Origin of the sequence: Mucilaginibacter sp. UR6-11 (genome assembly GCF_020880695.1) — a bacterium.
In the GTDB taxonomy this organism is placed as follows: domain Bacteria; phylum Bacteroidota; class Bacteroidia; order Sphingobacteriales; family Sphingobacteriaceae; genus Mucilaginibacter.
Genome location: NZ_JAJIWO010000001.1, coordinates 891,191 through 913,019, shown reverse-complemented (window position 1 = coordinate 913,019; position 21,829 = coordinate 891,191). Strand labels below are relative to the sequence as shown.

The window sequence follows — 21,829 nt, the reverse complement described above, 5'->3', positions numbered from 1 at the left end:
CCATGAAATCACTATTAAACCTAATTATAGCGCTTCTGATCAGTATAACCACGCTTGCGCAACAAACAAATAACACTACTTCATTTGATGTGGGCGGGATAAAGGTAATATTTAAGCCTTCACAAAAAAAGATCATCAATGTGCGGGTATACTACCGTGGCGGCATTGCTAACTTCCCGGCTTCAAAAGCGGGTATAGAGTACTTTGCCCTGAACGCAAATGCCCAGTGCGGCAGCAAAAACTACAGCGCCAATGCCCAAAAAGACACGTGCGATAAATATGGAATATTTCTTAGCGGCGGATCCAGTTTTGATTATGGGTACGTTGAGCTTAACTGTATCACCAAATATTTTAATCAGGGCTGGGATGTATTTGCCGATGCTGTTACCGCGCCGGCATACCAGGTAAAAGAGGTTAACTTGTTAAGAAACCGGATTATTGCCAACAACCGGGCGCTTATCAGCAATCCTTTAGTCAGTGTTTCAAAACAGCTTGTTCTTAACGCGTTTAAAGGTACCCTGTATAGTTTTGACCCTTACGGTACCGATGAAACACTTAACGGGATTACTGATGCCGACTTGAAAAGTTATTATTATAATACCCTTTTTAACAGGGAACGCATGTTTATAGTGGTGGTAGGTAACGTTACCAAAGATGAGCTTAAAGAAAAGATCTTACTGTCGTTCGGCAATATCCCGTCAAAACAATATAACAAGCCCGACTATGACCAGCCTGATTTGAGTACCAATAAACTGATCGAAATACCGCGGGCAGTGCCTATAAACTATGTGTCGGCAATAGCTAATTCGCCGTTAAGCAAGAGTCCTGATTTTATTCCGTTCAGGCTTGGCGTGGCTGCATTGGGCGGCAACATGTATTATGATCTGGTCACCAAAAATCAATTGGTTAACAATGTAGGAGCGTTTTGTTTAATAACGCAGATGCCTTATGCAAATCTGTCATTCATAACCAACAAACCCAAGGAGGCCATATCACGCACGGTTGCTATTATCAAAGAGTTTCAAACAAAGGGTATTAATGATGAGTGGTTAACGCGGATAAAAAACGGCTTCGTTGTTTCAAACTTCATGAACCAGCAAAACGCTGCCGCTGTTACAGATAATTTAGGTTTGGCAGAAATTAACAGTGGCTGGCAATATGCTGATGACTTTCCGCAACTGATCTTTATGGCCACTCCCGCGCAGGTAAATGCTGCAATAAATAAATACATAACCGGTTTAAGCTGGTCTTATTTAGGCAACCCCGATGCTATTGCCGGGTACACCATACCACCGCTTTAATTATTTGATTTTGCCGCCGGCTTAGCATAATTTTAAGCACCTTTGTGCAAAAAAAGCACCCAATGGGTTATTCAAGTTTACAGGCCTGCATCGTTGACCTTGAAAAACACGGTCATTTAATACGTATAAAAGAAGAGGTTGACCCGTACCTGCAAATGGCGCAGATCCATCTGCGTGTGTTTGAAAAAGGCGGGCCGGCAATTTTATTTGAAAACGTAAAGGGCAGTAAGTTCCCGGCGGTGTCAAACCTGTTTGGCACGCTTGAGCGGTCGAAATTTATTTTCCGCGACTCGCTGGATAAAGTAAAAACACTGGTAGGCGTTAAGAACGATCCGTTGCAGGTTATCAAAAATCCGTTTAAATACGCCAATGTGGCGCTCACCGCTTTGTCTGCCCTGCCGATGAAGGTGGGCAGAAAGGATTTTGAAAAGTGTACTGTCAGTGATCTGCCCCAGATAGTAAACTGGCCTAAAGATGGCGGCCCGTTTATAACCATGCCGCAGGTATACACCGAGGATAGCGATAAGCCCGGCGTAATGAATGCCAACCTGGGCATGTACCGCATCCAGCTGGCCGGTAATGATTATATCTTAAATAAAGAAATCGGCCTGCACTACCAGCTGCACCGTGGTATAGGGGTGCACCAAACCAAAGCCAATGCAAAGGGTCAGCCGTTAAAGGTGAGCATATTTGTAGGCGGCCCGCCGTCGCACCCGGTTGCTGCGGTAATGCCATTGCCCGAAGGATTGTCAGAAATGACTTTTGCGGGCGCGCTGGGTAACCGCCGGTTCCGTTATTTTTACGATGAGGAGGGGTTTTGTATTTCTGCGGATGCTGATTTCATCATCACCGGGACGGTTGAACCGCACGAAAATAAATCAGAAGGCCCGTTTGGCGATCACCTGGGTTATTATAGCCTGGCGCACCCGTTCCCATTATTAAAAGTGCACAATGTATATCATCGTAAGGATGCGGTATGGTCTTTCACAGTAGTGGGTCGCCCGCCGCAGGAGGATACCAGCTTTGGCGCTTTGATCCATGAGATCACCGGCTCGGCCCTGCCGCAGGAAATCCCGGGCCTGCATGCCGTTAACGCGGTTGACGCTGCCGGTGTACACCCTCTGCTTTTTGCTGTCGGCAGCGAGCGTTATACGCCGTATATCAAAGAGCGCAAACCACAGGAGATTTTAACCATCGCCAATCATATCCTCGGTAAGAACCAGCTGAGCCTGGCTAAATACCTGTTTATTGCCGCGCAGGAAGATGATCCAAACCTGGATGTAAATGATATCAGCAGGTTTCTAACGCATATTTTACAGCGGATAGACTTAACCCGAGACCTGCATTTCCACACCAAAACCACCATTGATACCCTGGACTATAGCGGCAGCGGCCTAAACTCGGGCAGCAAGCTGGCTGTGACCGTAGCCGGCGATATTAAACGCGAATTATGGGCAAATGTGCCTGCCGGTTTCACCCTGCCAAAACCGTTTGTTAATTATAGTATGGTAATGCCGGGTGTATTGGCTGTTGAGGTGCCCAAAAATATCCGCAGCAGCGATATGCCGCTGATGCTGGAGTTTTTACAGGAACATTTTGCCGAAACCGATCTGTCAGGTATCCCGCTAATGGTTCTTTGTGACGATGCGGCGTTTACGGCAGCCAACATTAACAACTTTGTTTGGGTAACCTTTACCCGCAGCAACCCGTCGCATGATATTTATGGGATCAATGAATTTACCGAGCATAAACACTGGGGCTGCTACGGCCCGCTGATCATTGATGCCAGGATAAAGCCGCATCATGCGCCTGTGCTTGAAAAAGATCCTGAAGTGGAAAAGCTGGTGGATAGGATGGGGGAAGTTGGTGGTGTCTTGTATGGGGTTATTTGATTAATCATCTCATCAATATTGCGAAAAAAACTTTCTGATTTTTAATACCGCCCGGCTGATTTTATCTTTATTCAATGTTTTGCTTAACAGCCCGGCCATCAAGGGATGGGTCATTACTCCGGGTGCATAGGCCGCAGTTTGTATCATTTTATCAGATGTGATCACCGTGATAGACATACCATCTCCATCTAAAACTCTGGCGTCAATTTTGGGAGCTAAATCGGCCTTGGTTGCCTCCATTATGTGCCGTAGCAAATTACTGTAAGCAGTATCGGTTTTTAGATTAAGCGTGATCGAATCGCGGGTATAAGCCGTATGTTTTTCGAATATAATGCCTATCGTATCCCATATTAATTTTCTTTTTGAGTAATCAGAATCATATTTTGCTAAATAAGGGTGAACTCTATAATAATCAGGGTCGACTTTCACCTCAGACCATTTAAGGCTATCACTATATGCATAAACAACTTTAGCATAATTGCCTTTTTTATAAATGTCAACCATATATCTATGATCACCATATGCATCAGAGCCGGTCAAATGAATGACGATATCTCCTTTTTTAACAGGATTTTGAGCCAACAACACGGAAGAAATCAGAAATGAAGCCAATGTCAGCAAAATGTTTTTCATCGTCGGTTTTGGTTATAGGTATGCCCGAATCTCATAGGTTTTTCATGTCGTGGTAGATAAGGCGTAGGCTAATCTCCTGAATATATTTCATAAAAAGAAGCCTTGGCAGTTTTGACAACTTTTTAAAGTTGTCAAAACTATGTCCGCCTAACATCATGGTAATCAATTTAATCCCATAAATCATGGCCCGGGTGGCTTTTTAGACCGGATGCTAATTTGGTTTTTTGTTAGCCGGGGTGGGAGCAAAACGCATCTCCGGCATTGTTGAAAACTTTTAGTGGGAAAAAGTGTTTAAAAGTGGTAAAAGTGATTTACTTTTACATTACAATAATTGCCGAAGTGTAACTATGTCTAATTTTTTAGGTGAGTTTGATTGTAAACTGGATGCCAAAGGACGCATGATGATCCCCGTTGGCCTCAAAAAACAGCTTCCAGAAGCTGTGAATGAGGGCCTTGTGATCAATCGTGGCTTTGAAAAGCATTTGGTGATCTATACCCGGAAAGAGTGGAATAAGATAGTTGAGGACCTGAGCAAACTTAACCAATACGAAAAAAAGACCCGCGAATTTATAAGATATTTTACCCGCGGCGCGTCAGAATTGGCGCTGGACAGTGCCGGCAGGGTGCTTTTGCCGAAGTCGTTGCTGGAGTATGCGGGTATTGATGCCGATGTAGTGCTGTCATGCCAGTTCAATAAAATAGAGGTTTGGGCCGAAGAAGCGTACAATGCGCAGCTGGATGACGAGCCTGAAAACTTTGCAAACCTGGCCGAAGAGGTAATGGGTAACGCAGGAAGGAGGAATGATGAGTAATTATCATAACCCCGTAATGCTGCAGGAATGTATTGAGGGCCTGAATATTAAGGCAGACGGCACTTATGTCGATGTAACCTTTGGCGGCGGTGGGCATTCAAAAGAGATCTTAAAACATTTGGGTAAAAACGGCAGGCTGCTGGCATTTGACCAGGATGCTGACGCCCAGCAAAATATAATTGAAGATGAACGCTTTGTGTTTGTCGATCAAAATTTCAGGTACCTGAAAAACTTTTGCCGCCTGCATGGCGCTATCCCGGTTGACGGGATACTGGCTGACCTGGGGGTTTCATCCTACCAGTTTGACCAGGCCGAGCGTGGTTTTTCCATCCGCTTTGATGCCGAGCTGGATATGCGGATGAACCAGTCGGCCGAGCTGAGCGCCAAAGAAGTGATTAACACCTATACTGAAGCCGAGCTGCACCGCATCTTCGGGATTTATGGTGAGATACAAAATGCCAAATCACTGGCAAATACCATCGTAACCGCCCGTTTAAATGCACCGATAGTTACTGTGGCCGATCTTAAAAATGTGATCTCGGCACGCATCCCCAAAGGGAAAGAAAATAAATACCTGGCGCAGGTTTTCCAGGCGCTGCGTATTGAAGTAAACCAGGAGCTGGAAGCCTTGAAAGACTTTTTGATCCAAACGGCTGATGTATTGGCAGTAGGCGGCCGGTTGGTGGTGATGTCTTACCACTCGTTGGAAGACAGGCTGGTAAAGAATTTTATCGCCAAAGGAAAATTTAGCGGCGAGGTGGAGAAGGATTTTTTTGGTAACGACCAAAAGCCCTTTGATGCGATAAGCCGCGGCGCTATAACCGCGTCGGCAGAAGAAATATTTAGTAACAACAGGGCACGCAGTGCAAAATTAAGAATAGCAGTAAAAAAGTAAAAATGACGAATCGTTTACGCACAGAAATTCCGGAAGAGCCGATTGAAAGCGAATTGATCGTTGAGGAAAAACCTGTAAAGGAAATTCCGGAGAATCTTTTTACTAAATTTTTGGCTAACGGGTTTGTCACTACGGATGATGCTACCCGCGCATTACCCTTTATATTGTTCCTGGCTATGTTGGGGATGATCTATATCGGTAACCGCCATTTGGCTGAAAAGAATATCCGTGATATTGATAAACTAACCAAAGAAGTTCATGAGCTGAACTGGGAATATAAAGTAACCAAAGCTGATCTGGCCTATAAAAGCACTTTATCTGAAGTGTCAAAACGGGTGGACACTTTGGGCATTAAAGAATCAATCCAGCCTGCGCAAAAGATCACCGTTAAGGAGGACGCCACGCAATGAGTATCAGAACCAATATACTGCTTCGTGTTTACCTGGCCTTTGGCCTGATATTGTTGTTTGCCCTGGCAGTAGTGATACAGATGTACCGCCTGCAGTTTGTACAGGGTAATAAATGGAAGTCGATGGCATCCAAGCTATCCACCCGGTATGAAAACGTAGAGGCTACGCGCGGTAATATCCTGTCTGTCGACGGCGCTTTGCTGGCAACCTCGGTGCCAGAGTACGAGCTGCACATGGACATGTTTGCCGGCGGTATTTTTGATGATAAGGCATTTTATGGCAAGGTTGATTCGTTAGCTTTAAGATTAGCGCAGTTGTATCCTGAGAAATCAGAAAGAGATTTTTCAAGAATGCTGCGTAACGCCCGTAAAGACAGTTCGCGCTACCAGCTGATCAGGCGTAAGGTTACTTTTCAGGAGTTAAAGCAGATCCGCAAGTTCCCGATATTTAATATGGGTAAATACAAGGGCGGGTTAATTGTTTTACAGCAAAACAGGCGCATCCTTCCTTTCCGCTCTTTAGCGCAGCGTACCATAGGTTATAAAAACGAAAACGTAAAAAACGCCGTGGGCCTGGAAGGCGCTTATGCAAGCTACATCAATGGCGAAAATGGTAAGCGCTTAATGCAGCGCATTGCGGGCGGGGTGTATGTGCCGGTTAATGACGACGAAGATGAAGTTACCGCAAAAGATGGTGCCGACATTATGTCAACCATTAACATAAACTTTCAGGATGTAGCGCAAAAAGCTTTAAAGAAACAGCTGGATAGCACACAAGCCGATTTTGGGACAGTTGTGCTGATGGAGGTTGCTACCGGCGAGATCCGTGCCATTGCCAACTTTACCCGCACCAAAGAAGGCGACTACGAGGAAAAATTCAATTACGCCATAGGTGCCGAAGCCGAACCGGGTTCGACATTTAAACTGGCAACTTATATGACTTTGCTTGATCAACATAAAATAGATACCAGCACCAGGGTTGATATTGAACATGGTGTATATAATATGGTCAATCCACGCAATGGCAAGGTGTTTTTACATATTAAAGACGCAGAAGACGGTGGCGGCGTAATCAGTGCCAAACGTGCTTTTGAAGAATCATCAAACGTAGCCGCGGTTAAGTTTGTTTACTCGCATTATAAAGATAATCCGCGCGAGTTTACTGATGCATTATACCGCTATCATTTAAACGAGAAAAACGGATTGCAAATACCGGGCGAAGGCCTGCCGCTGATCAAAAACCCGTCGTCAAAAAGCTGGAATAAACTACAAAGTGTGGCCCAGATGGCTTATGGCTATGAATCAAAATTGTCACCCTTACAAATGCTTACCTTCTATAACTCGGTAGCTAATAACGGTAAAATGATAGCGCCGATTTTTGTGCGCGAAATCCGCAGCATGGGTAACACGGTCGAGCGTTTCCAGGCGAGGGTAATCAATCCTAAAGTATGCTCGGACGAAACCTTGGCTAAAGTAAAAGGTTTGCTGGAAGGCGTGGTGCTTGAAGGTACGGGCAAACTGATCATCAAAAATAAATTATACAGCGTAGCGGGTAAAACGGGTACTGCACAGATAGCTAACGGCGCATTGGGCTATGGTGCCAAGGATTCGCACCAGGCATCTTTTTGTGGTTATTTCCCGGCCGATCATCCTAAATATTCGATGATCGTGGTGATCAGTAATCCCAGAGTAGGGTCGCATCTAGCCGCCTGGGTGGCTGGTCCGGTCTTCCGTAAAATAGCCGACCGCGTTTATGCCAGTGATCTGGATATTAACCACAGCGCCCCGGCTCATTTTGTAGGGAACACTACCATGCCAAAAGTTAAGCAGGGTAACCTGGCCGCTATTAAAAAAGTATATGATAAGCTGGGCGTTAAGCCCTTATATGCATCGGCTAACACCGGTTTGGATACCAGCAGCGGCATCCCATATGAAGAAACCAAATACAAAGCGGGCACTGTGCCAACTGTAACCGGTATGAGCCTGAGCGATGCCTTATATGTATTAGGGAACGCAGGGTATAAAGTAGGTGTTAAAGGCAGCGGCGTGGTAACTACCCAGTCGGTAAGCGGCGGAAGCCTGGCATCGAAAGGATCAAAAATATTTATAGAACTGCAATGAGATACCTGAGCGACATATTAACCGGGTTACCCTTCACCGAGCTGCAGGGTGCAGCTGATGTGGAGATCAGCGCGGTGGTGTTTGATTCGCGCAAGGTTGTGCCGGGTTCGTTGTTCGTCGCGGTAAAAGGCACACAGGTTGATGGTCATGATTATATTGAGATGGCGCTAAAAGATGGCGCCGTAGCTGTAATATGCGAAGAACTGCCGGGCCATACGGCTACCGGGGCCGATTTTATAATGGTTGCCGACTCCGCAGTTGCATTAGGTATCGTTTCGGCAAATTTTTATGATAACCCGTCAAAGAAATTAAAACTGGTAGGGGTAACCGGTACTAATGGTAAAACCACCATTGCCACGTTGTTGTATCAATTGTTCAGGGACCTGGGTTATAAATGCGGCCTGTTGTCGACGGTAGAGAATCAGATCAACGGTAAAATTATCCCGTCAACCCATACCACGCCTGATCAGGTTGAACTGAATCGTTTGCTGGATGAAATGGTAACCCTGGGTTGCGATTATTGCTTTATGGAAGTGAGCTCGCACGCTGTGGCGCAGCACCGTATTGAGGGGCTGAATTTTGCAGGCGGGATCTTCTCAAACCTTACCCATGACCATTTAGATTATCATAAAACTTTTGACAACTACCTGAAGGCTAAAAAGGCATTCTTTGACGGCTTGTCAAAAAATGCTTTTGCTTTAACCAATATCGATGATAAAAACGGCAACGTAATGTTGCAGAATACGAAGGCCCATAAAAAAACCTACGGCCTTAAAAGCATGGCCGACTATAAAGGTAAGATACTGGAGAATCAGTTTGGCGGTTTATTGCTGCTGATTGATAACGAGGAAGTTTGGTTTAAGATGGTGGGTGCGTTTAACGCTTATAATTTGCTGGCCGTTTATGCTGCCGCGATGTTGTTAGACCAGGATAGAGCCAAGGTTTTAACCAGCCTGAGCAAACTATCCGGTGCCGAGGGCCGGTTTGATTACGTCGTATCGCCAACCAAAGTTATCGGCATTGTTGATTATGCCCATACGCCAGATGCCGTGCAGAATGTATTAAGCACCATCCATAACATCCGTAAAGGCACTGAAAAGGTAATAACCGTAATAGGCTGCGGCGGCGACCGGGATAAAACCAAACGCCCTGTAATGGCCAAAGTAGCCTGCGAGTGGAGCGACAAAGTGATCCTGACGTCAGATAATCCAAGGTCTGAAGATCCCGCACAGATTATTAAAGACATGGAGGCCGGGGTAACGCCGGCGGCGCAACGTACAACCGTTAGTATTGTTGACAGGCACGAGGCAATTAAAACCGCATGTATGCTGGCACAACCGGGAGATATTATCTTACTGGCAGGCAAAGGGCACGAAAAATACCAGGAAATAAAAGGTGTGAAAAATCACTTTGATGATAAGGAAGAGTTACTGAACCAATTTAAATTAATGGGATAATGCTATACTATTTATTCACTTATCTGTACAAAAATTATAGCATCCCGGGGGCGGGCGTGTTTCAGTACATCACCTTCAGAATGGCGATGGCGGTGATCACCTCATTAATTGTGACAACCGTTTACGGCCGTCGCCTGATAGATTACTTGCGCTACAAACAGGTAGGTGAAACGGTGCGTAACCTGGGTTTAGAGGGGCAAATGCAAAAGGCAGGTACGCCAACCATGGGCGGTATCATTATCATCCTGGGTATTTTGATACCAACACTTTTATTTGCCAAGCTGGATAATATCTACATCATCATGATGATAATAACCACCGTTTGGCTGGGTGCTATTGGTTTTTTAGATGATTATATCAAAGTATTTAAAAAAAATAAAGAGGGCCTGGCGGGCAAATTTAAAATAGTAGGGCAGGTGGGCCTGGCATTGATTATCGGGTTTATTATGTATAATAATAAAAACATAGTGATACAGCAGGAAGTGAAGCTGCCGGTTAAATATGATACCAAAATAGACTTTCACATGAAAGGGAACAAACCTGTTTTAACGCAGGATGTAATGTCTCATAAAACAACCATGCCGTTTTACAAAAACAATGAGTTTGATTACAGTAAAGTGCTTAAGTTTTTAGGCCCGGGTTATGAAAACTATACTTTGCTGGTATTTATGTTATTTGTAATTGTAATCATTACCGCCGTATCAAACGGAGCAAATATTACAGACGGCATTGACGGCCTGGCTACGGGTACGTCGGCAATTATCGGTATTACACTGGCTATCCTGGCTTATGTATCGGGTAACTATATCATATCCGACTATCTGAATATTATGTACATCCCCAACTCGGGCGAGCTGGTAATTTTTGCCGGTGCGTTTGTGGGGGCCTGTGTAGGCTTTTTATGGTACAACTCCTATCCCGCGCAGGTATTTATGGGCGACACCGGCAGTTTGGCCATCGGCGGCATTATAGCCGTATTTGCCATCCTGATCCGTAAAGAGTTGATGATTCCGTTGTTATGCGGCATATTCCTGCTGGAGAGCCTTTCGGTAATTCTGCAGGTAGGCTGGTTTAAGTTTACCAAAAGGAAATATGGCGAGGGCCGCCGGGTATTTTTAATGGCGCCGCTGCATCACCATTATCAAAAAAAGGGTTTTCACGAAGCAAAAATAGTGACCCGCTTCTGGATCATCGGTATAATGCTGGCCATATTAACGATAGTAACATTGAAATTGAGATAAGCACTAGGAGGAACAAAGTATAAATTAAAATGACTGACAAAAGCAACACATCACTTCAAAAGCAGCCCCTTCAGGGGGCGGGGGGGGCAAGGCTTGCCATTCTTGGCGCCGGCGAAAGCGGGGTGGGTGCGGCATACCTTGCCCAACAGCAGGGGTATGATGTTTTTGTGTCAGACTTTGGCGCCATTGCGACTCATTATAAAGATCAGTTGCAGGGCTGGAAAATCCGTTTTGAGGAAAATCAACATACCGAAGCCGAGATACTGGCAGCGGTTGAAGTGATCAAAAGCCCGGGTATTGCGCATAAGGCGCCTATCATCAAAAAAATAAAAGAAAAAGGTATCCCGGTGATATCTGAAATTGAATTTGCCGGCAGATATACCGACGCTAAAATTATAGGTATTACCGGTTCGAACGGTAAAACCACCACTACCAGCCTGACGCATTTTATACTTAAAAATGCAGGATTAAATGTAGGGCTGGCAGGTAATATAGGCCGCAGCTTTGCTTACCAGGTAGCGACGGAAAAATATGATTGCTATGTACTTGAACTAAGCAGCTTTATGCTTGACGATATGTACCGGTTTAAAACGGATATAGCGGTATTGTTAAACATCACGCCCGATCATTTAGACCGGTATGAATATAAAATGGAGAATTACGCGGCATCAAAATTCCGTGTAACGCAAAATCAGACAGCCAATGATGTTTTTATTTATTGCGCTGATGATCCGGAAACTATAAAGGGCATGGAGAACCGTACGATTAACGCAAGGCAATTTCCATTTACAATAGAAAAAAAAAATTTAACGGGAGCATATCTCGAGAACGACAATATTGTCATCAACACACCACAAGAACATTTTGAAATGTCAATTACCGAACTGGCCCTGCAAGGCAAGCACAACATCTACAATTCTATGGCATCCGGCATAGTAGCAAAAGTGCTCGAATTACGTAACGATACCCTGAGGGAGAGCCTTGCTACGTTCAAAAATATTGAACACCGGCTGGAGTCTGTTGGTAAAATATCAGGCATTAGTTTCATTAATGATTCAAAGGCTACCAACGTTAATTCAACCTGGTACGCGCTGGAAAGCATGACCAGCGATGTCGTACTGATCCTTGGTGGTGTGGATAAAGGAAATGACTATACAATGTTGAAAGATCTGGTTAAACAAAAGGTGAAGGCCATAGTTTGCCTGGGTAAGGACAACCAGCGTATTCATGACGCTTTTGAGGATGATGTGGATATTATCATCAACACATCGTCAGCAGCCGAGGCCGCACAAACGGCTTACCACCTGGCAACAAAAGGCGATACCGTTTTATTATCACCGGCCTGTGCAAGTTTTGATTTGTTTAAGAATTATGAAGACAGGGGTAATCAGTTTAAGGCAGCAGTAAAAGAGTTGTAAAATGTGCAGATATGCAAATGTGTGGATGTGCAGATGATCGAAGATTATGATTATAAGATGTATATATAATTGATGATTGATAAGCCGAATTTAATTGTTGATTTGACTTTTAGTTTTTCATTAAAGGTTATACAGTTCACAGAAGAACTGGAGTCAAAAAGAAAATTCAATGTTGCCAATCAATTATTTAGATGTGGTACATCAATAGGTGCAAATGTCCGTGAGGCGCAAGGAGCAGATAGTAAAGTTGATTTTAGACATAAATGTAAAATAGCTTATAAAGAAGCAGAAGAAACGAAGTATTGGTTGTCATTATGTAAACATGCGGAGAGTTATCCCTATGAAGAAGAAATGTACAATGACATACAATCAATAATTAAAATATTGGGTAAGATAATATCATCAACACATTAAAAATTATTTGCACATCTGCACATCAGCATATCTGCACATAACTAAGAAGGAAGCAAATAAATGAACCAGATATTACACAATATCAAAGGAGACCGCTGGATATGGCTTATTGTCATATTGCTGTCGTTAATATCGTTGTTGTCGGTATACAGCGCTATTGGCACCCTGGCTTATAAACGTGGCGTGGGTGTTGAGTCTATTTTGATGAAACATTTAGCCATGATCATAGGTGGCATTGTGCTGATGTATATCTCGCATAAACTGGACTATCGGTATTACTCGGGGATCTCCAAACTGTTGATGTACATCACCATCCCGTTGTTATTGTATACGCTGGTATTTGGCAGCCATGTAAATGACGCCAGCCGCTGGATAGCCATACCGGGTACCGGCCTGAGCTTCCAAACATCCGATTTGGCTAAACTGGCATTAATAACTTTCCTGGCACGTTCATTATCGCGTAAGCAGGAAAATATCAAGGATGTTAAGCAATCATTCATCCCGATAATGGGCGCAGTTTGTACGGTGTTTATCCTGATTGCTTTGGCAAACCTGTCAACGGCGCTAATGCTTTTTGGTGTTAGTGTTTTGCTGTTGATCATCGGTCGTATCAGTATCAAGCAAATAGCAATTACCTGTTTGGCCGGCGCGATATTGCTTACCGGGGTTATATTCTTAGGTCCCAGAAGACATACTTATACCTCGCGGATCCATACGTTTTTACACCCTGAGGCGGCAAACCCCGATAAATCTTTCCAGGCAGATCATGCTAAAATAGCTATAGCCACCGGCGGCATATTTGGCAAGGGCCCGGGCAAAAGCAACGAGGTGAATTATTTGCCGGAGGCTTACTCTGATGAGATCTACGCCATCATAGTTGAAGAATATGGCATGATAGGCGGTATTGTTTTGATAGGTATTTACCTGTTCTTATTATATCGCTGCATAAAAATTGTGACTAAAGCGCCAAAGGCGTTTGGCGCTTTATTGGCCGCAGGCTTAAGCTTTAGCTTAACCATACAGGCATTTGCCAATATGGCGGTTGCGGTTGGTTTGGGCCCGGTAACGGGTGTGCCGCTGCCGTTTGTAAGTATGGGTGGTACGTCCATGTTATTTACAAGCGTAGCATTTGGTATTATATTATCAGTAAGCAGGGACATTGAAAATCCTAAAAAAGTGGTGGTAGGCGAAATAAGAGAAGCAGGGAATTTAGAAATGGCTTAAACCCACTAACCCTAAAGGGTGAACGGCGTATAATGAAGAATAAATTAGTGTAATCAAAATATAAAATCGGTGAAATCACAGGCAAAAAGAATCATCATTAGCGGCGGCGGTACTGGAGGGCACATCTTCCCGGCTATCGCTATAGCCAATGCTTTGAAAAAGCTTGATCCTGCAACCGAGATTTTATTTGTGGGTGCCAATGGTCGTATGGAAATGGATAAAGTGCCGGCGGCCGGTTATAAAATTATTGGCTTAAATATCCAGGGCATCCAGCGCAAATCACTCTGGAAAAATATATTATTCCCGGTTAAGCTGTTTAACAGCGTGAACAAGTCATTAAAAATTATCAAAGATTTTAAACCGGATGCCGTTGTAGGCGTGGGGGGATATGCTTCCGGTCCGCTGTTGTATGCGGCGTCATTAAAGGGTATCCCATACCTGATACAGGAGCAAAACTCCTATGCCGGGATAACCAATAAATGGCTGGGAAAAAAAGCCGAAAAGGTCTGCGTCGCCTTTGATGGGATGGAGCAATTTTTCCCGGCCGAAAAGATCATTAAAACCGGTAATCCAATCCGTAGCGAATCTGTTGATATCGCCGGCAAAAAGTTACAGGCTTTAGAACTGTATAAATTATCTGCCGGGAAAAAAACCATTATGGTTACCGGCGGCAGCCTGGGCGCCCGCACGCTAAATAACAGTGTGCTGGCTCATCTTGATAAAATAATAGCTGCCGATGTGCAACTGATCTGGCAAACAGGCAAGGTTTATTATAAAAGCATTATAGCGCAACTGGGCGAAAATTATCATCCCAACGTGCGTATAATGGAATTTGTAAACCGAATGGACTTAGCCTATGCCGCCGCCGATGTGATCATATCCAGGGCCGGCGCTGGCACCATTGCCGAGTTATGTGTGATCAAAAAGCCGGTTATCCTGGTGCCCTCGCCAAACGTGGCCGAGGATCATCAAACTAAAAATGCATTGGCGCTGGTGCATGACCAGGCAGCCATTTTTGTTGCCGACCGTGATGCCGAAGAAAAATTAATAGATAAAGCCCTGGCACTTTTAGATGATAAAGACTTACAAAAGAAATTAAGTGATAATATCAGCAAAATGGCCCTGCCGGGTGCTGATCAAGTTATCGCCAAAGAGGTTATACAAATAACAATTAACAACAATTAAATCTTAGCTCTGCCTCCCTATGAAGGAGGTGGGGCTTTTTAAAGAAGATGGAACTAAGCAACGTACAAAGGGTTTACTTAATAGGCATAGGCGGCATAGGCATGAGCGGCCTTGCGCGCTATTTTGCTCATTTGGGCTGTATTGTTTGCGGCTACGATAAAACCCCAACCGACCTTACCGACGAACTGCGCAACGAAGGTTTACAGATTGTTTTTGAAGATAATGGTGAACTTGTGCCTAAAAGTTTCCGCGATCTGGATGACAGCACTTTAATTATTTATACACCTGCTATCCCTAAAGATTCGGAGATACTTAATTTCTTTCAGCGCAAAGGATTTGTAATGTGGAAACGCTCGCAGGTGCTGGGTCTGATCAGCAAAGGTAAATTCACTATTGGCGTTGCCGGCACACACGGCAAAACCACTACCTCCTGTATGGTAGCCCATATCCTGAAAGATTCGGGTAAAGATTGCTCGGCATTTTTAGGTGGTATTGCCTCCAACTATCAAACCAATGTGTTATTTGGCCATAGTGATATTGTAGTGGTTGAGGCCGATGAGTATGACCGCTCATTCCTTACCCTTCATCCGGATATCGCCATCATTACCTCTATGGATGCCGATCACCTGGATATCTATGGTGATCACGAGCAGTTAACGCAGTCATTTAAATTATACGCATCTCAAATAAAACCTGGTGGTACGTTAATTCATCGCAAGGGTTTACCGCTGGATAACGGGTTTACCTATAGCATCACCGAGCCGGCAGACGCCATTGCAGAAAATATCCGCGTTGAAAACGGCGATTTCTATTTTGATTTTAAAAGCGGCGGTTTAACCATCAGCAATATCAAACTGGGTATTGCCGGTTTACATAATATAGAAAATTCAGTAGCCGCAATTAAAGTGGCGTTACTTTTAAATATTTCTGGCGGAGCAATAAAAAGCGCTTTAGGCTCATTTAAGGGCGTTAAACGCAGGTTTGAGTATATCGTAAAAACGCCGGATCATATTTATATTGATGACTATGCCCATCATCCCGAAGAATTAAGGGCAGCCATTACGTCGCTTAAGAAGTTATATCCAAATAAAAAACTCACAACAATTTTTCAACCTCATTTATTTACCCGTACCCGCGATTTTGCGGACGGCTTTGCCGAGGTGCTGGATATGAGCGACGAACTGATCCTGCTGGATATTTACCCGGCGCGCGAGCTGCCTATTGAAGGCGTTACCTCGGCGATGATACTGGAGCGCATGCATCTGGCCAACAGGCAAATTTTGGACAGGCAGGAAACGATAAATAAAGTAAGATCAGAAAAGCCGGAACTGCTTTTAACAGTAGGTGCGGGTGATATCGATCAATTGGTGCAACCTTTAAAAAGTGCTTTAGAAAATGTTTAAAAAACCAATATGGCGCATTATACTGTTAAGCTTTACCTGGCTCATAAGCTTGGGTGGCCTGGTGGTGCTGATGAGTTTTATTGAAATTAAAAAGGCCGAAGTGGTTTGCAAAGATGTTAAAATATACATCCCCGGCAGCCAATATTTTATTGATAAAAAAGAAGTTGAAAATATTTTGCAACTAAGCAGCTTTGCGCTGATAGGCCGTAAAATAGATCAAATTAACCTGCATAACCTGGAGAACAGGCTAAAGGCCAATCCTTTTATTGAGTATGCAAAAGTGTATGCCGATATGGACGGCATTATCATGATTGAGATAGCGCAGCGCGAGCCTATACTACGGGTGATGAACCAGTTTGACCAGGATTATTATATCGATAAAAACGGTTTAAAAATACCGGTGTCATCAAATTTTACCGCGCGGGTACTGGCGGCCAATGGTTTTATTGATGAGCCCTTTGGCGATAGGGTAGACACCTTACACTCACTGTTAGCGAAAGACCTTTTTAAAACCGTGTCCTATATTCGGAAAGACTCGCTTTGGGATGCGCAGATAGCACAGATCTACGTAAACGAAGGTCATGAAATTGAATTGATACCCAGGGTTGGTAATCAGCGCATACTGCTGGGCAGTGCAGATTCGTTGGAGCTGAAGTTTCACAACCTGAAGGCGTTTTATAAACAGGCATTGCCACAGGTTGGCTGGGATGCCTATAAAGTGATCAATATTAAATATGCCAATCAAATAATCGGGGTAAAATACACGAAGGCTGATTCTTTAAGAATGAAGCAAATGAAAATTACGGCCGACTCAGTAAAAACAGTAAAACAAGACACATCTCTAATAAAACAGTAAATATGGATAAGAGTTCAACACAAGAAAAAAGTTCGCCTATTGTAGTGGGATTGGATATTGGTACCACCAAAATTTGCGCAATTGTTGGCCGCCGCAGCAAAAACGGTAAGATCGAAGTCCTGGGCATTGGCAAGGCCGAATCTGCGGGTGTTACCCGTGGGGTAGTTTCAAATATCGACAAAACCGTACAGGGCATTACCGCTGCAGTTGAAATTGCGGGCACGCAGTCAAATGTAGAAATAAGGGTCGTAAACGTGGGTATTGCCGGTCAGCATATTAAAAGCCTGCAGCATCGCGGTTTAATAACCCGTCGTGACCTGCAATCAGAAATAAGCCGCAAGGATATTGACAAGCTGATTGAAGATATGTATAACCTGGTTATGCCCCCGGGCGAGGAGATCATCCATGTATTGCCGCAAGAATTTACTGTTGACAGCGAACCGGGTATTAAAGACCCCATCGGCATGGCGGGTGTGCGCCTTGAAGCCAATTTCCATATTATATCCGGACAGGTAACTGCCATAAAAAATATTGTAAAATGTGTTAACAAAGCCCATTTAGAGAGCCAGGAACTGATCCTGGAGCCATTGGCATCGTCTGAGTCGGTATTGAGCGACGAGGAAAAAGAAGCCGGTGTGGTGTTGGTTGATATTGGTGGTGGTACCACTGACGTGGCTATCTTCCATGAAGGCATTATCCGTCATACTGCAGTTATTCCTTTTGGCGGTAACAGCGTTACCGAGGATATCCGCGAAGGCTGCTCGGTAATGCGTAACATAGCCGAGCAACTGAAGGTGCGTTTCGGATCAGCTTTAGCTGAAGAAAATAAAGAAAATGAGATTGTGTGCGTACCGGGTTTACGCGGTCGCGAGCCCAAAGAAATATCCGTAAAAAACCTGGCCTTTGTTATCCAGGCCCGTATGGAAGAGATCGTAGAGCATGTGTATTATGAGATCAAATCCTCCGGTTACGAGAAAAAACTGATTGCCGGTATTGTGATAACCGGTGGTGGGGCGCAGTTAAAGCACCTGCCGCAAATGGTTGAGTTTGTTACCGGCCTTGACTGCCGTGTAGGTTACCCTAACGAGCATTTGGCCAAGAACGAAGTATTACCTAAAAATGTTTATGAAGAGCTGCAAAGCCCAACGTTTGCAACCGGCATCGGCCTGCTGATAAAAGGCATCCAGAAAATGGAGTATACCGGCGAAGTACAGCAGCCGGCCGAGGTTAAAATTGACAAGGGAACCAAATATACCGAGGATAAAAAGTTTGGCTTATTTGGTAAGATACTGGAGAGCGGAAAGAAATTTATTAAAGACGATATTAAAGACGAGGACTTTTTGAAATAGGACTCCCGCGGCTTTCTGAAGGGAAGAATCAGAGGGGTTATCAACAATTTGCAATTTTTCCACATTATAGACATTTGTGGAAAAAGGTTGTTGAAAAAGTGCTAATATTACAATGGTGGAATCTAGAATTCGTCAAGTTACACATAGCTGAAAATAAGGATTATGCAATTTGAGATGTTAAAAGAAAAGTCGTCAATCATCAAGGTAATTGGTGTTGGTGGCGGTGGTGGTAATGCAGTAAACCACATGTACAAGCAGGGTATTACAGGTGTAGACTTTATAATTTGTAACACTGACGCGCAGGCGTTAGAGTTAAGCCCTATACCTAACAAGGTACAACTGGGTGCAAGCTTAACAGAAGGTATGGGCGCAGGCTCAATACCCGAGGTTGGAAAAAATTCGGCTATTGAAAATATTGATGATATTAAACAGATGCTGGGCTCAAATACCAAAATGTTATTTATAACGGCTGGTATGGGTGGCGGCACGGGTACAGGCGCAAGTCCTATCATTGCCAAGGCGGCCCGCGAACTGGATATATTAACCGTTGGGATCATTACCACTCCATTTTCTTTTGAAGGCAAGCGCCGTAAGATGCAGGCCGAAGAAGGTATGGAAGAGTTAAAAAAATATGTTGATTCCTTCCTGGTCATATCAAATGACCGGCTGCGCCAGATCTTTGGTAACTTAACCTTAGGATCGGCATTTGCACAGGCTGATGATATTTTAACCACCGCAGCCAAAGGTATTGCCGAGATCATTACTTTACCGGGCTATATAAACGTCGACTTTAAAGATGTGCGCACGGTGATGAAAGACAGCGGCGTATCTATCATGGGCAGCTCGGCGGCCGAGGGCGAAAACCGCGCTTTACGTGCGGTTGAAGGCGCTTTATCATCACCGTTGTTAAAAGATAATGAAATTGAAGGCGCACGTTATATCCTGTTAAACATCAGCTCGGGCGAGAAAGAAGTAACCATGGATGAGGTGAGTATTATTACTGACTATATCCAGGAAGAAGCCGGCCTTGCCGCCGACCTGATCTGGGGTAACTGTAAAGATGAAAGCCTGGGGGATAAGATCTCGGTGACCATTATTGCTACCGGTTTCCAAACAAAGGATGAGCGCGAAAAAGAATACAGCAGCAAAAAAATTGTCTCTATGCTGGTGCCTGACGCCCCTTTGGTTAGGCCGGTAAATGAGTTTATCAATCATGTAACAGAAGGCACAACTGCCGAGCCTTACATGAAAGGTCAAAAAGAAGAGCAAAAACCACAGCCTGTTTTTGGCGACCTGTTTGCGGCGTCACGCCCCGAAGAGCAGTCTGAACCGGCCGTAATAAGATATAATTTTCAGGAAGTTGAGGATCAGCCGATTGCTGAGAACGAAAAAGAATTACCTGAATTTACTTTCAAACTGGCTGAGCCTGAAACAGAGACCATCATCAATTTCGAAGCTGAGGTTGAAGAGGAAGTAGTTGAGCCGGCCCCGGCCCCAACTTCGGTTGTGGGTGCTGATGAGCATAAAACTGATGAATCTATCGAAGAGCAGTTGCGCAAATCAAGAGAGCGTATTATGCGCCTAAAAGATTTGAGTATGAAATTGCGCAGCGGTAACATTCAGGAGCTGGAAAACGTACCAGCGTATAAACGTAAGGAAGTGGCGCTGCAGGAAACCCCTGCATCCAATGAGAGCCAGGTGTCGCGCTTCTCTTTATTGCCCGATAGTGAAGGTAAAATAGAGATTAGGGATAGTAACTCTTTCCTGCACGATAACGTAGACTAGCGTTAAATGGTTAAGGATCATTGTTCCTGTTAATATTGGAGATGTCCTTGCGGATGTCTCCTTTTTTATTTAGCGGAAGCTTAACAAACCTTTAACCGTGAACAAATGGCATAAAACCTTATATTTGCAAGTTGAAAACGATTAATAAAAAGACTTTTGGATTTATTTGATAAAATAACAAGTAGTATGGGTGGTCCGCTCGGACAACACCAGAAATGGTCGCACGGCTATTTTTCATACCCAAAACTTGAAGGCGAGATAGGCTCTCACATGCAATTTAACGGAAAAGAGCACTTAGTGTGGAGCCTGAATAATTATTTAGGATTGGCTAATCACCCCGAGGTTAGGGCAGCTGATGCAAAAGCTGCAGCGGACTACGGCATGGCTTACCCAATGGGCGCCCGCATGATGTCCGGCCACTCAACCCATCATGAAGAGTTGGAAATTGGCCTGGCCGAGTTTGTAGGCAAAGAAGATGCTTTCCTGTTAAACTATGGTTACCAGGGCATGGTATCTATTATTGACGCGCTGGTTAACCGTAATGATGTTATCGTTTATGATGCCGAGTCGCATGCCTGTATAATTGACGGTTTGCGTATGCATATGGGTAAACGGTTTGTTTATCAGCATAACGATATGGAAAGCTGCGAGAAGCAATTGGAGCGGGCAACTAAATTGGTTGAGCAAAGCGGTGGCGGTATATTATTAATTACCGAAGGTGTTTTTGGCATGTCGGGCGCACAGGGCAAACTTAAAGAGATCCTGGCGTTTAAAGATAAATTTGATTTCAGGATCCTGGTTGATGATGCGCATGGTTTTGGTACCATGGGCAAGACCGGCGCCGGTACGCACCAGGAGCAGGATTGCATTGAAGGCGTAGATGTATATTTTGGCACCTTTGCAAAAGCTATGGCCGGTATAGGCGGTTTTGTTGCAGGCGATAGATACATTATTGATTATCTGCGCTATAACATGCGTTCGCAGATATTTGCAAAGGCGTTACCTATGCCTATGGTTATCGGTTTAAAAAAACGTTTTGAGTTACTTAAATCTCAGCCGGAACTGCGTGAAAAACTATGGCAGATCACTAATGCTTTGCAAAAGGGATTAAAAGAACGGGGTTTTGACCTGGGGATCACCAATACGATGGTTACACCGGTATTTTTAAAGGGTGATCTCTATGAGGCAACTGCGTTAACCCGCGACCTGCGCGAAAATTATGGCATCTTCTGTTCCATCGTAATATACCCGGTTATTCCCAAAGGATTAATTTTGTTAAGGCTGATCCCTACTGCGTCACATTCAATGGAAGATGTACAGCGTACCCTGGATGCCTATAGCGAAATGGGCGAGAAACTGAAAGCCGGCCACTACCGCGAAAATATGGCAACTGTTTAAAAAAATCATACAAATTATAATAAATCCCCCGCCATA

General features: G+C 44.2%; 18 protein-coding genes. 17 read left to right on the top strand and 1 reads right to left on the bottom strand.

Annotated elements, in window-relative coordinates; translation table 11 throughout:
• Positions 1–2 precede the first annotated feature (2 nt).
• Positions 3–1,301 carry a pitrilysin family protein gene (locus LJ658_RS04245; RefSeq protein WP_230545220.1) on the top strand — a complete coding sequence of 433 codons (1,299 nt, stop codon included), beginning with the start codon at positions 3–5 and terminating at the stop codon, positions 1,299–1,301.
• A gap of 62 nt (positions 1,302–1,363) precedes the next feature.
• Positions 1,364–3,193, top strand: a complete 1,830-nt coding sequence (locus tag LJ658_RS04240) for a UbiD family decarboxylase (RefSeq protein WP_230545219.1) — start codon at positions 1,364–1,366, stop codon at positions 3,191–3,193.
• Between the two features lie 12 nt (positions 3,194–3,205).
• On the opposite strand, the gene LJ658_RS04235 is transcribed toward LJ658_RS04240, so the two are convergent.
• A complete protein-coding gene (locus tag LJ658_RS04235) occupies positions 3,206–3,826 on the bottom strand; it encodes a hypothetical protein (RefSeq protein ID WP_230545218.1) in 621 nt (206 codons plus the stop codon).
• Positions 3,827–4,173: 347 nt separating this feature from the next.
• Here LJ658_RS04235 and mraZ point away from each other — a divergent pair, with 347 nt between their 5' ends.
• The 15 genes from mraZ (at position 4,174) to LJ658_RS04160 (ending at position 21,793) form a co-directional block, all read left to right on the top strand.
• Entirely contained in the window at positions 4,174–4,638 is a 465-nt protein-coding gene (gene mraZ / locus LJ658_RS04230; RefSeq protein WP_230545217.1) for a division/cell wall cluster transcriptional repressor MraZ, read from the top strand.
• The gene (rsmH, locus tag LJ658_RS04225) at positions 4,628–5,533 is read left to right on the top strand and encodes a 16S rRNA (cytosine(1402)-N(4))-methyltransferase RsmH (RefSeq protein WP_230545216.1); all 906 of its coding nucleotides are present in this window, start codon (positions 4,628–4,630) and stop codon (positions 5,531–5,533) included. The genes mraZ and rsmH overlap by 11 nt, the downstream gene beginning before the upstream one ends.
• Before the next feature lie 2 nt (positions 5,534–5,535).
• On the top strand, positions 5,536–5,943 hold the full coding sequence (locus LJ658_RS04220; RefSeq protein ID WP_230545215.1) for an FtsL-like putative cell division protein: 408 nt from the start codon (positions 5,536–5,538) through the stop codon (positions 5,941–5,943).
• Positions 5,940–8,063 carry a penicillin-binding protein gene (locus LJ658_RS04215; RefSeq protein ID WP_230545214.1) on the top strand — a complete coding sequence of 708 codons (2,124 nt, stop codon included), beginning with the start codon at positions 5,940–5,942 and terminating at the stop codon, positions 8,061–8,063. The genes LJ658_RS04220 and LJ658_RS04215 overlap by 4 nt, the downstream gene beginning before the upstream one ends.
• Positions 8,060–9,520: a UDP-N-acetylmuramoyl-L-alanyl-D-glutamate--2,6-diaminopimelate ligase gene (locus tag LJ658_RS04210; RefSeq protein WP_230545213.1), complete on the top strand. Its 1,461-nt coding sequence runs from the start codon at positions 8,060–8,062 to the stop codon at positions 9,518–9,520. Before LJ658_RS04215 ends, LJ658_RS04210 begins: the two co-directional genes overlap by 4 nt.
• Positions 9,520–10,761, top strand: a complete 1,242-nt coding sequence (gene mraY, locus LJ658_RS04205; RefSeq protein WP_230545212.1) for a phospho-N-acetylmuramoyl-pentapeptide-transferase — start codon at positions 9,520–9,522, stop codon at positions 10,759–10,761. The genes LJ658_RS04210 and mraY overlap by 1 nt, the downstream gene beginning before the upstream one ends.
• A 29-nt stretch (positions 10,762–10,790) precedes the next feature.
• Entirely contained in the window at positions 10,791–12,179 is a 1,389-nt protein-coding gene (gene murD / locus LJ658_RS04200) for a UDP-N-acetylmuramoyl-L-alanine--D-glutamate ligase (protein ID WP_230545211.1), read from the top strand.
• A 72-nt stretch (positions 12,180–12,251) separates the two neighbouring features.
• Positions 12,252–12,593: a four helix bundle protein gene (locus LJ658_RS04195; RefSeq protein ID WP_230545210.1), complete on the top strand. Its 342-nt coding sequence runs from the start codon at positions 12,252–12,254 to the stop codon at positions 12,591–12,593.
• Between the two features lie 60 nt (positions 12,594–12,653).
• The gene (locus LJ658_RS04190; protein WP_230545209.1) at positions 12,654–13,817 is read left to right on the top strand and encodes an FtsW/RodA/SpoVE family cell cycle protein; all 1,164 of its coding nucleotides are present in this window, start codon (positions 12,654–12,656) and stop codon (positions 13,815–13,817) included.
• Between the two features lie 69 nt (positions 13,818–13,886).
• Positions 13,887–15,002, top strand: coding sequence for an undecaprenyldiphospho-muramoylpentapeptide beta-N-acetylglucosaminyltransferase (gene murG, locus LJ658_RS04185; RefSeq protein WP_230545208.1), 1,116 nt, complete (start codon positions 13,887–13,889; stop codon positions 15,000–15,002).
• Between the two features lie 47 nt (positions 15,003–15,049).
• Positions 15,050–16,405 carry a UDP-N-acetylmuramate--L-alanine ligase gene (murC, locus tag LJ658_RS04180; RefSeq protein ID WP_230545207.1) on the top strand — a complete coding sequence of 452 codons (1,356 nt, stop codon included), beginning with the start codon at positions 15,050–15,052 and terminating at the stop codon, positions 16,403–16,405.
• A complete protein-coding gene (locus tag LJ658_RS04175) occupies positions 16,398–17,261 on the top strand; it encodes a cell division protein FtsQ/DivIB (protein ID WP_230545206.1) in 864 nt (287 codons plus the stop codon). The genes murC and LJ658_RS04175 overlap by 8 nt, the downstream gene beginning before the upstream one ends.
• A gap of 2 nt (positions 17,262–17,263) precedes the next feature.
• Positions 17,264–18,610, top strand: a complete 1,347-nt coding sequence (ftsA, locus tag LJ658_RS04170; protein WP_230545205.1) for a cell division protein FtsA — start codon at positions 17,264–17,266, stop codon at positions 18,608–18,610.
• 162 nt (positions 18,611–18,772) lie between these two features.
• On the top strand, positions 18,773–20,395 hold the full coding sequence (ftsZ, locus tag LJ658_RS04165; RefSeq protein WP_230545204.1) for a cell division protein FtsZ: 1,623 nt from the start codon (positions 18,773–18,775) through the stop codon (positions 20,393–20,395).
• A gap of 156 nt (positions 20,396–20,551) precedes the next feature.
• Positions 20,552–21,793 carry an aminotransferase class I/II-fold pyridoxal phosphate-dependent enzyme gene (locus LJ658_RS04160; RefSeq protein ID WP_230545203.1) on the top strand — a complete coding sequence of 414 codons (1,242 nt, stop codon included), beginning with the start codon at positions 20,552–20,554 and terminating at the stop codon, positions 21,791–21,793.
• Positions 21,794–21,829: the final 36 nt, after the last annotated feature.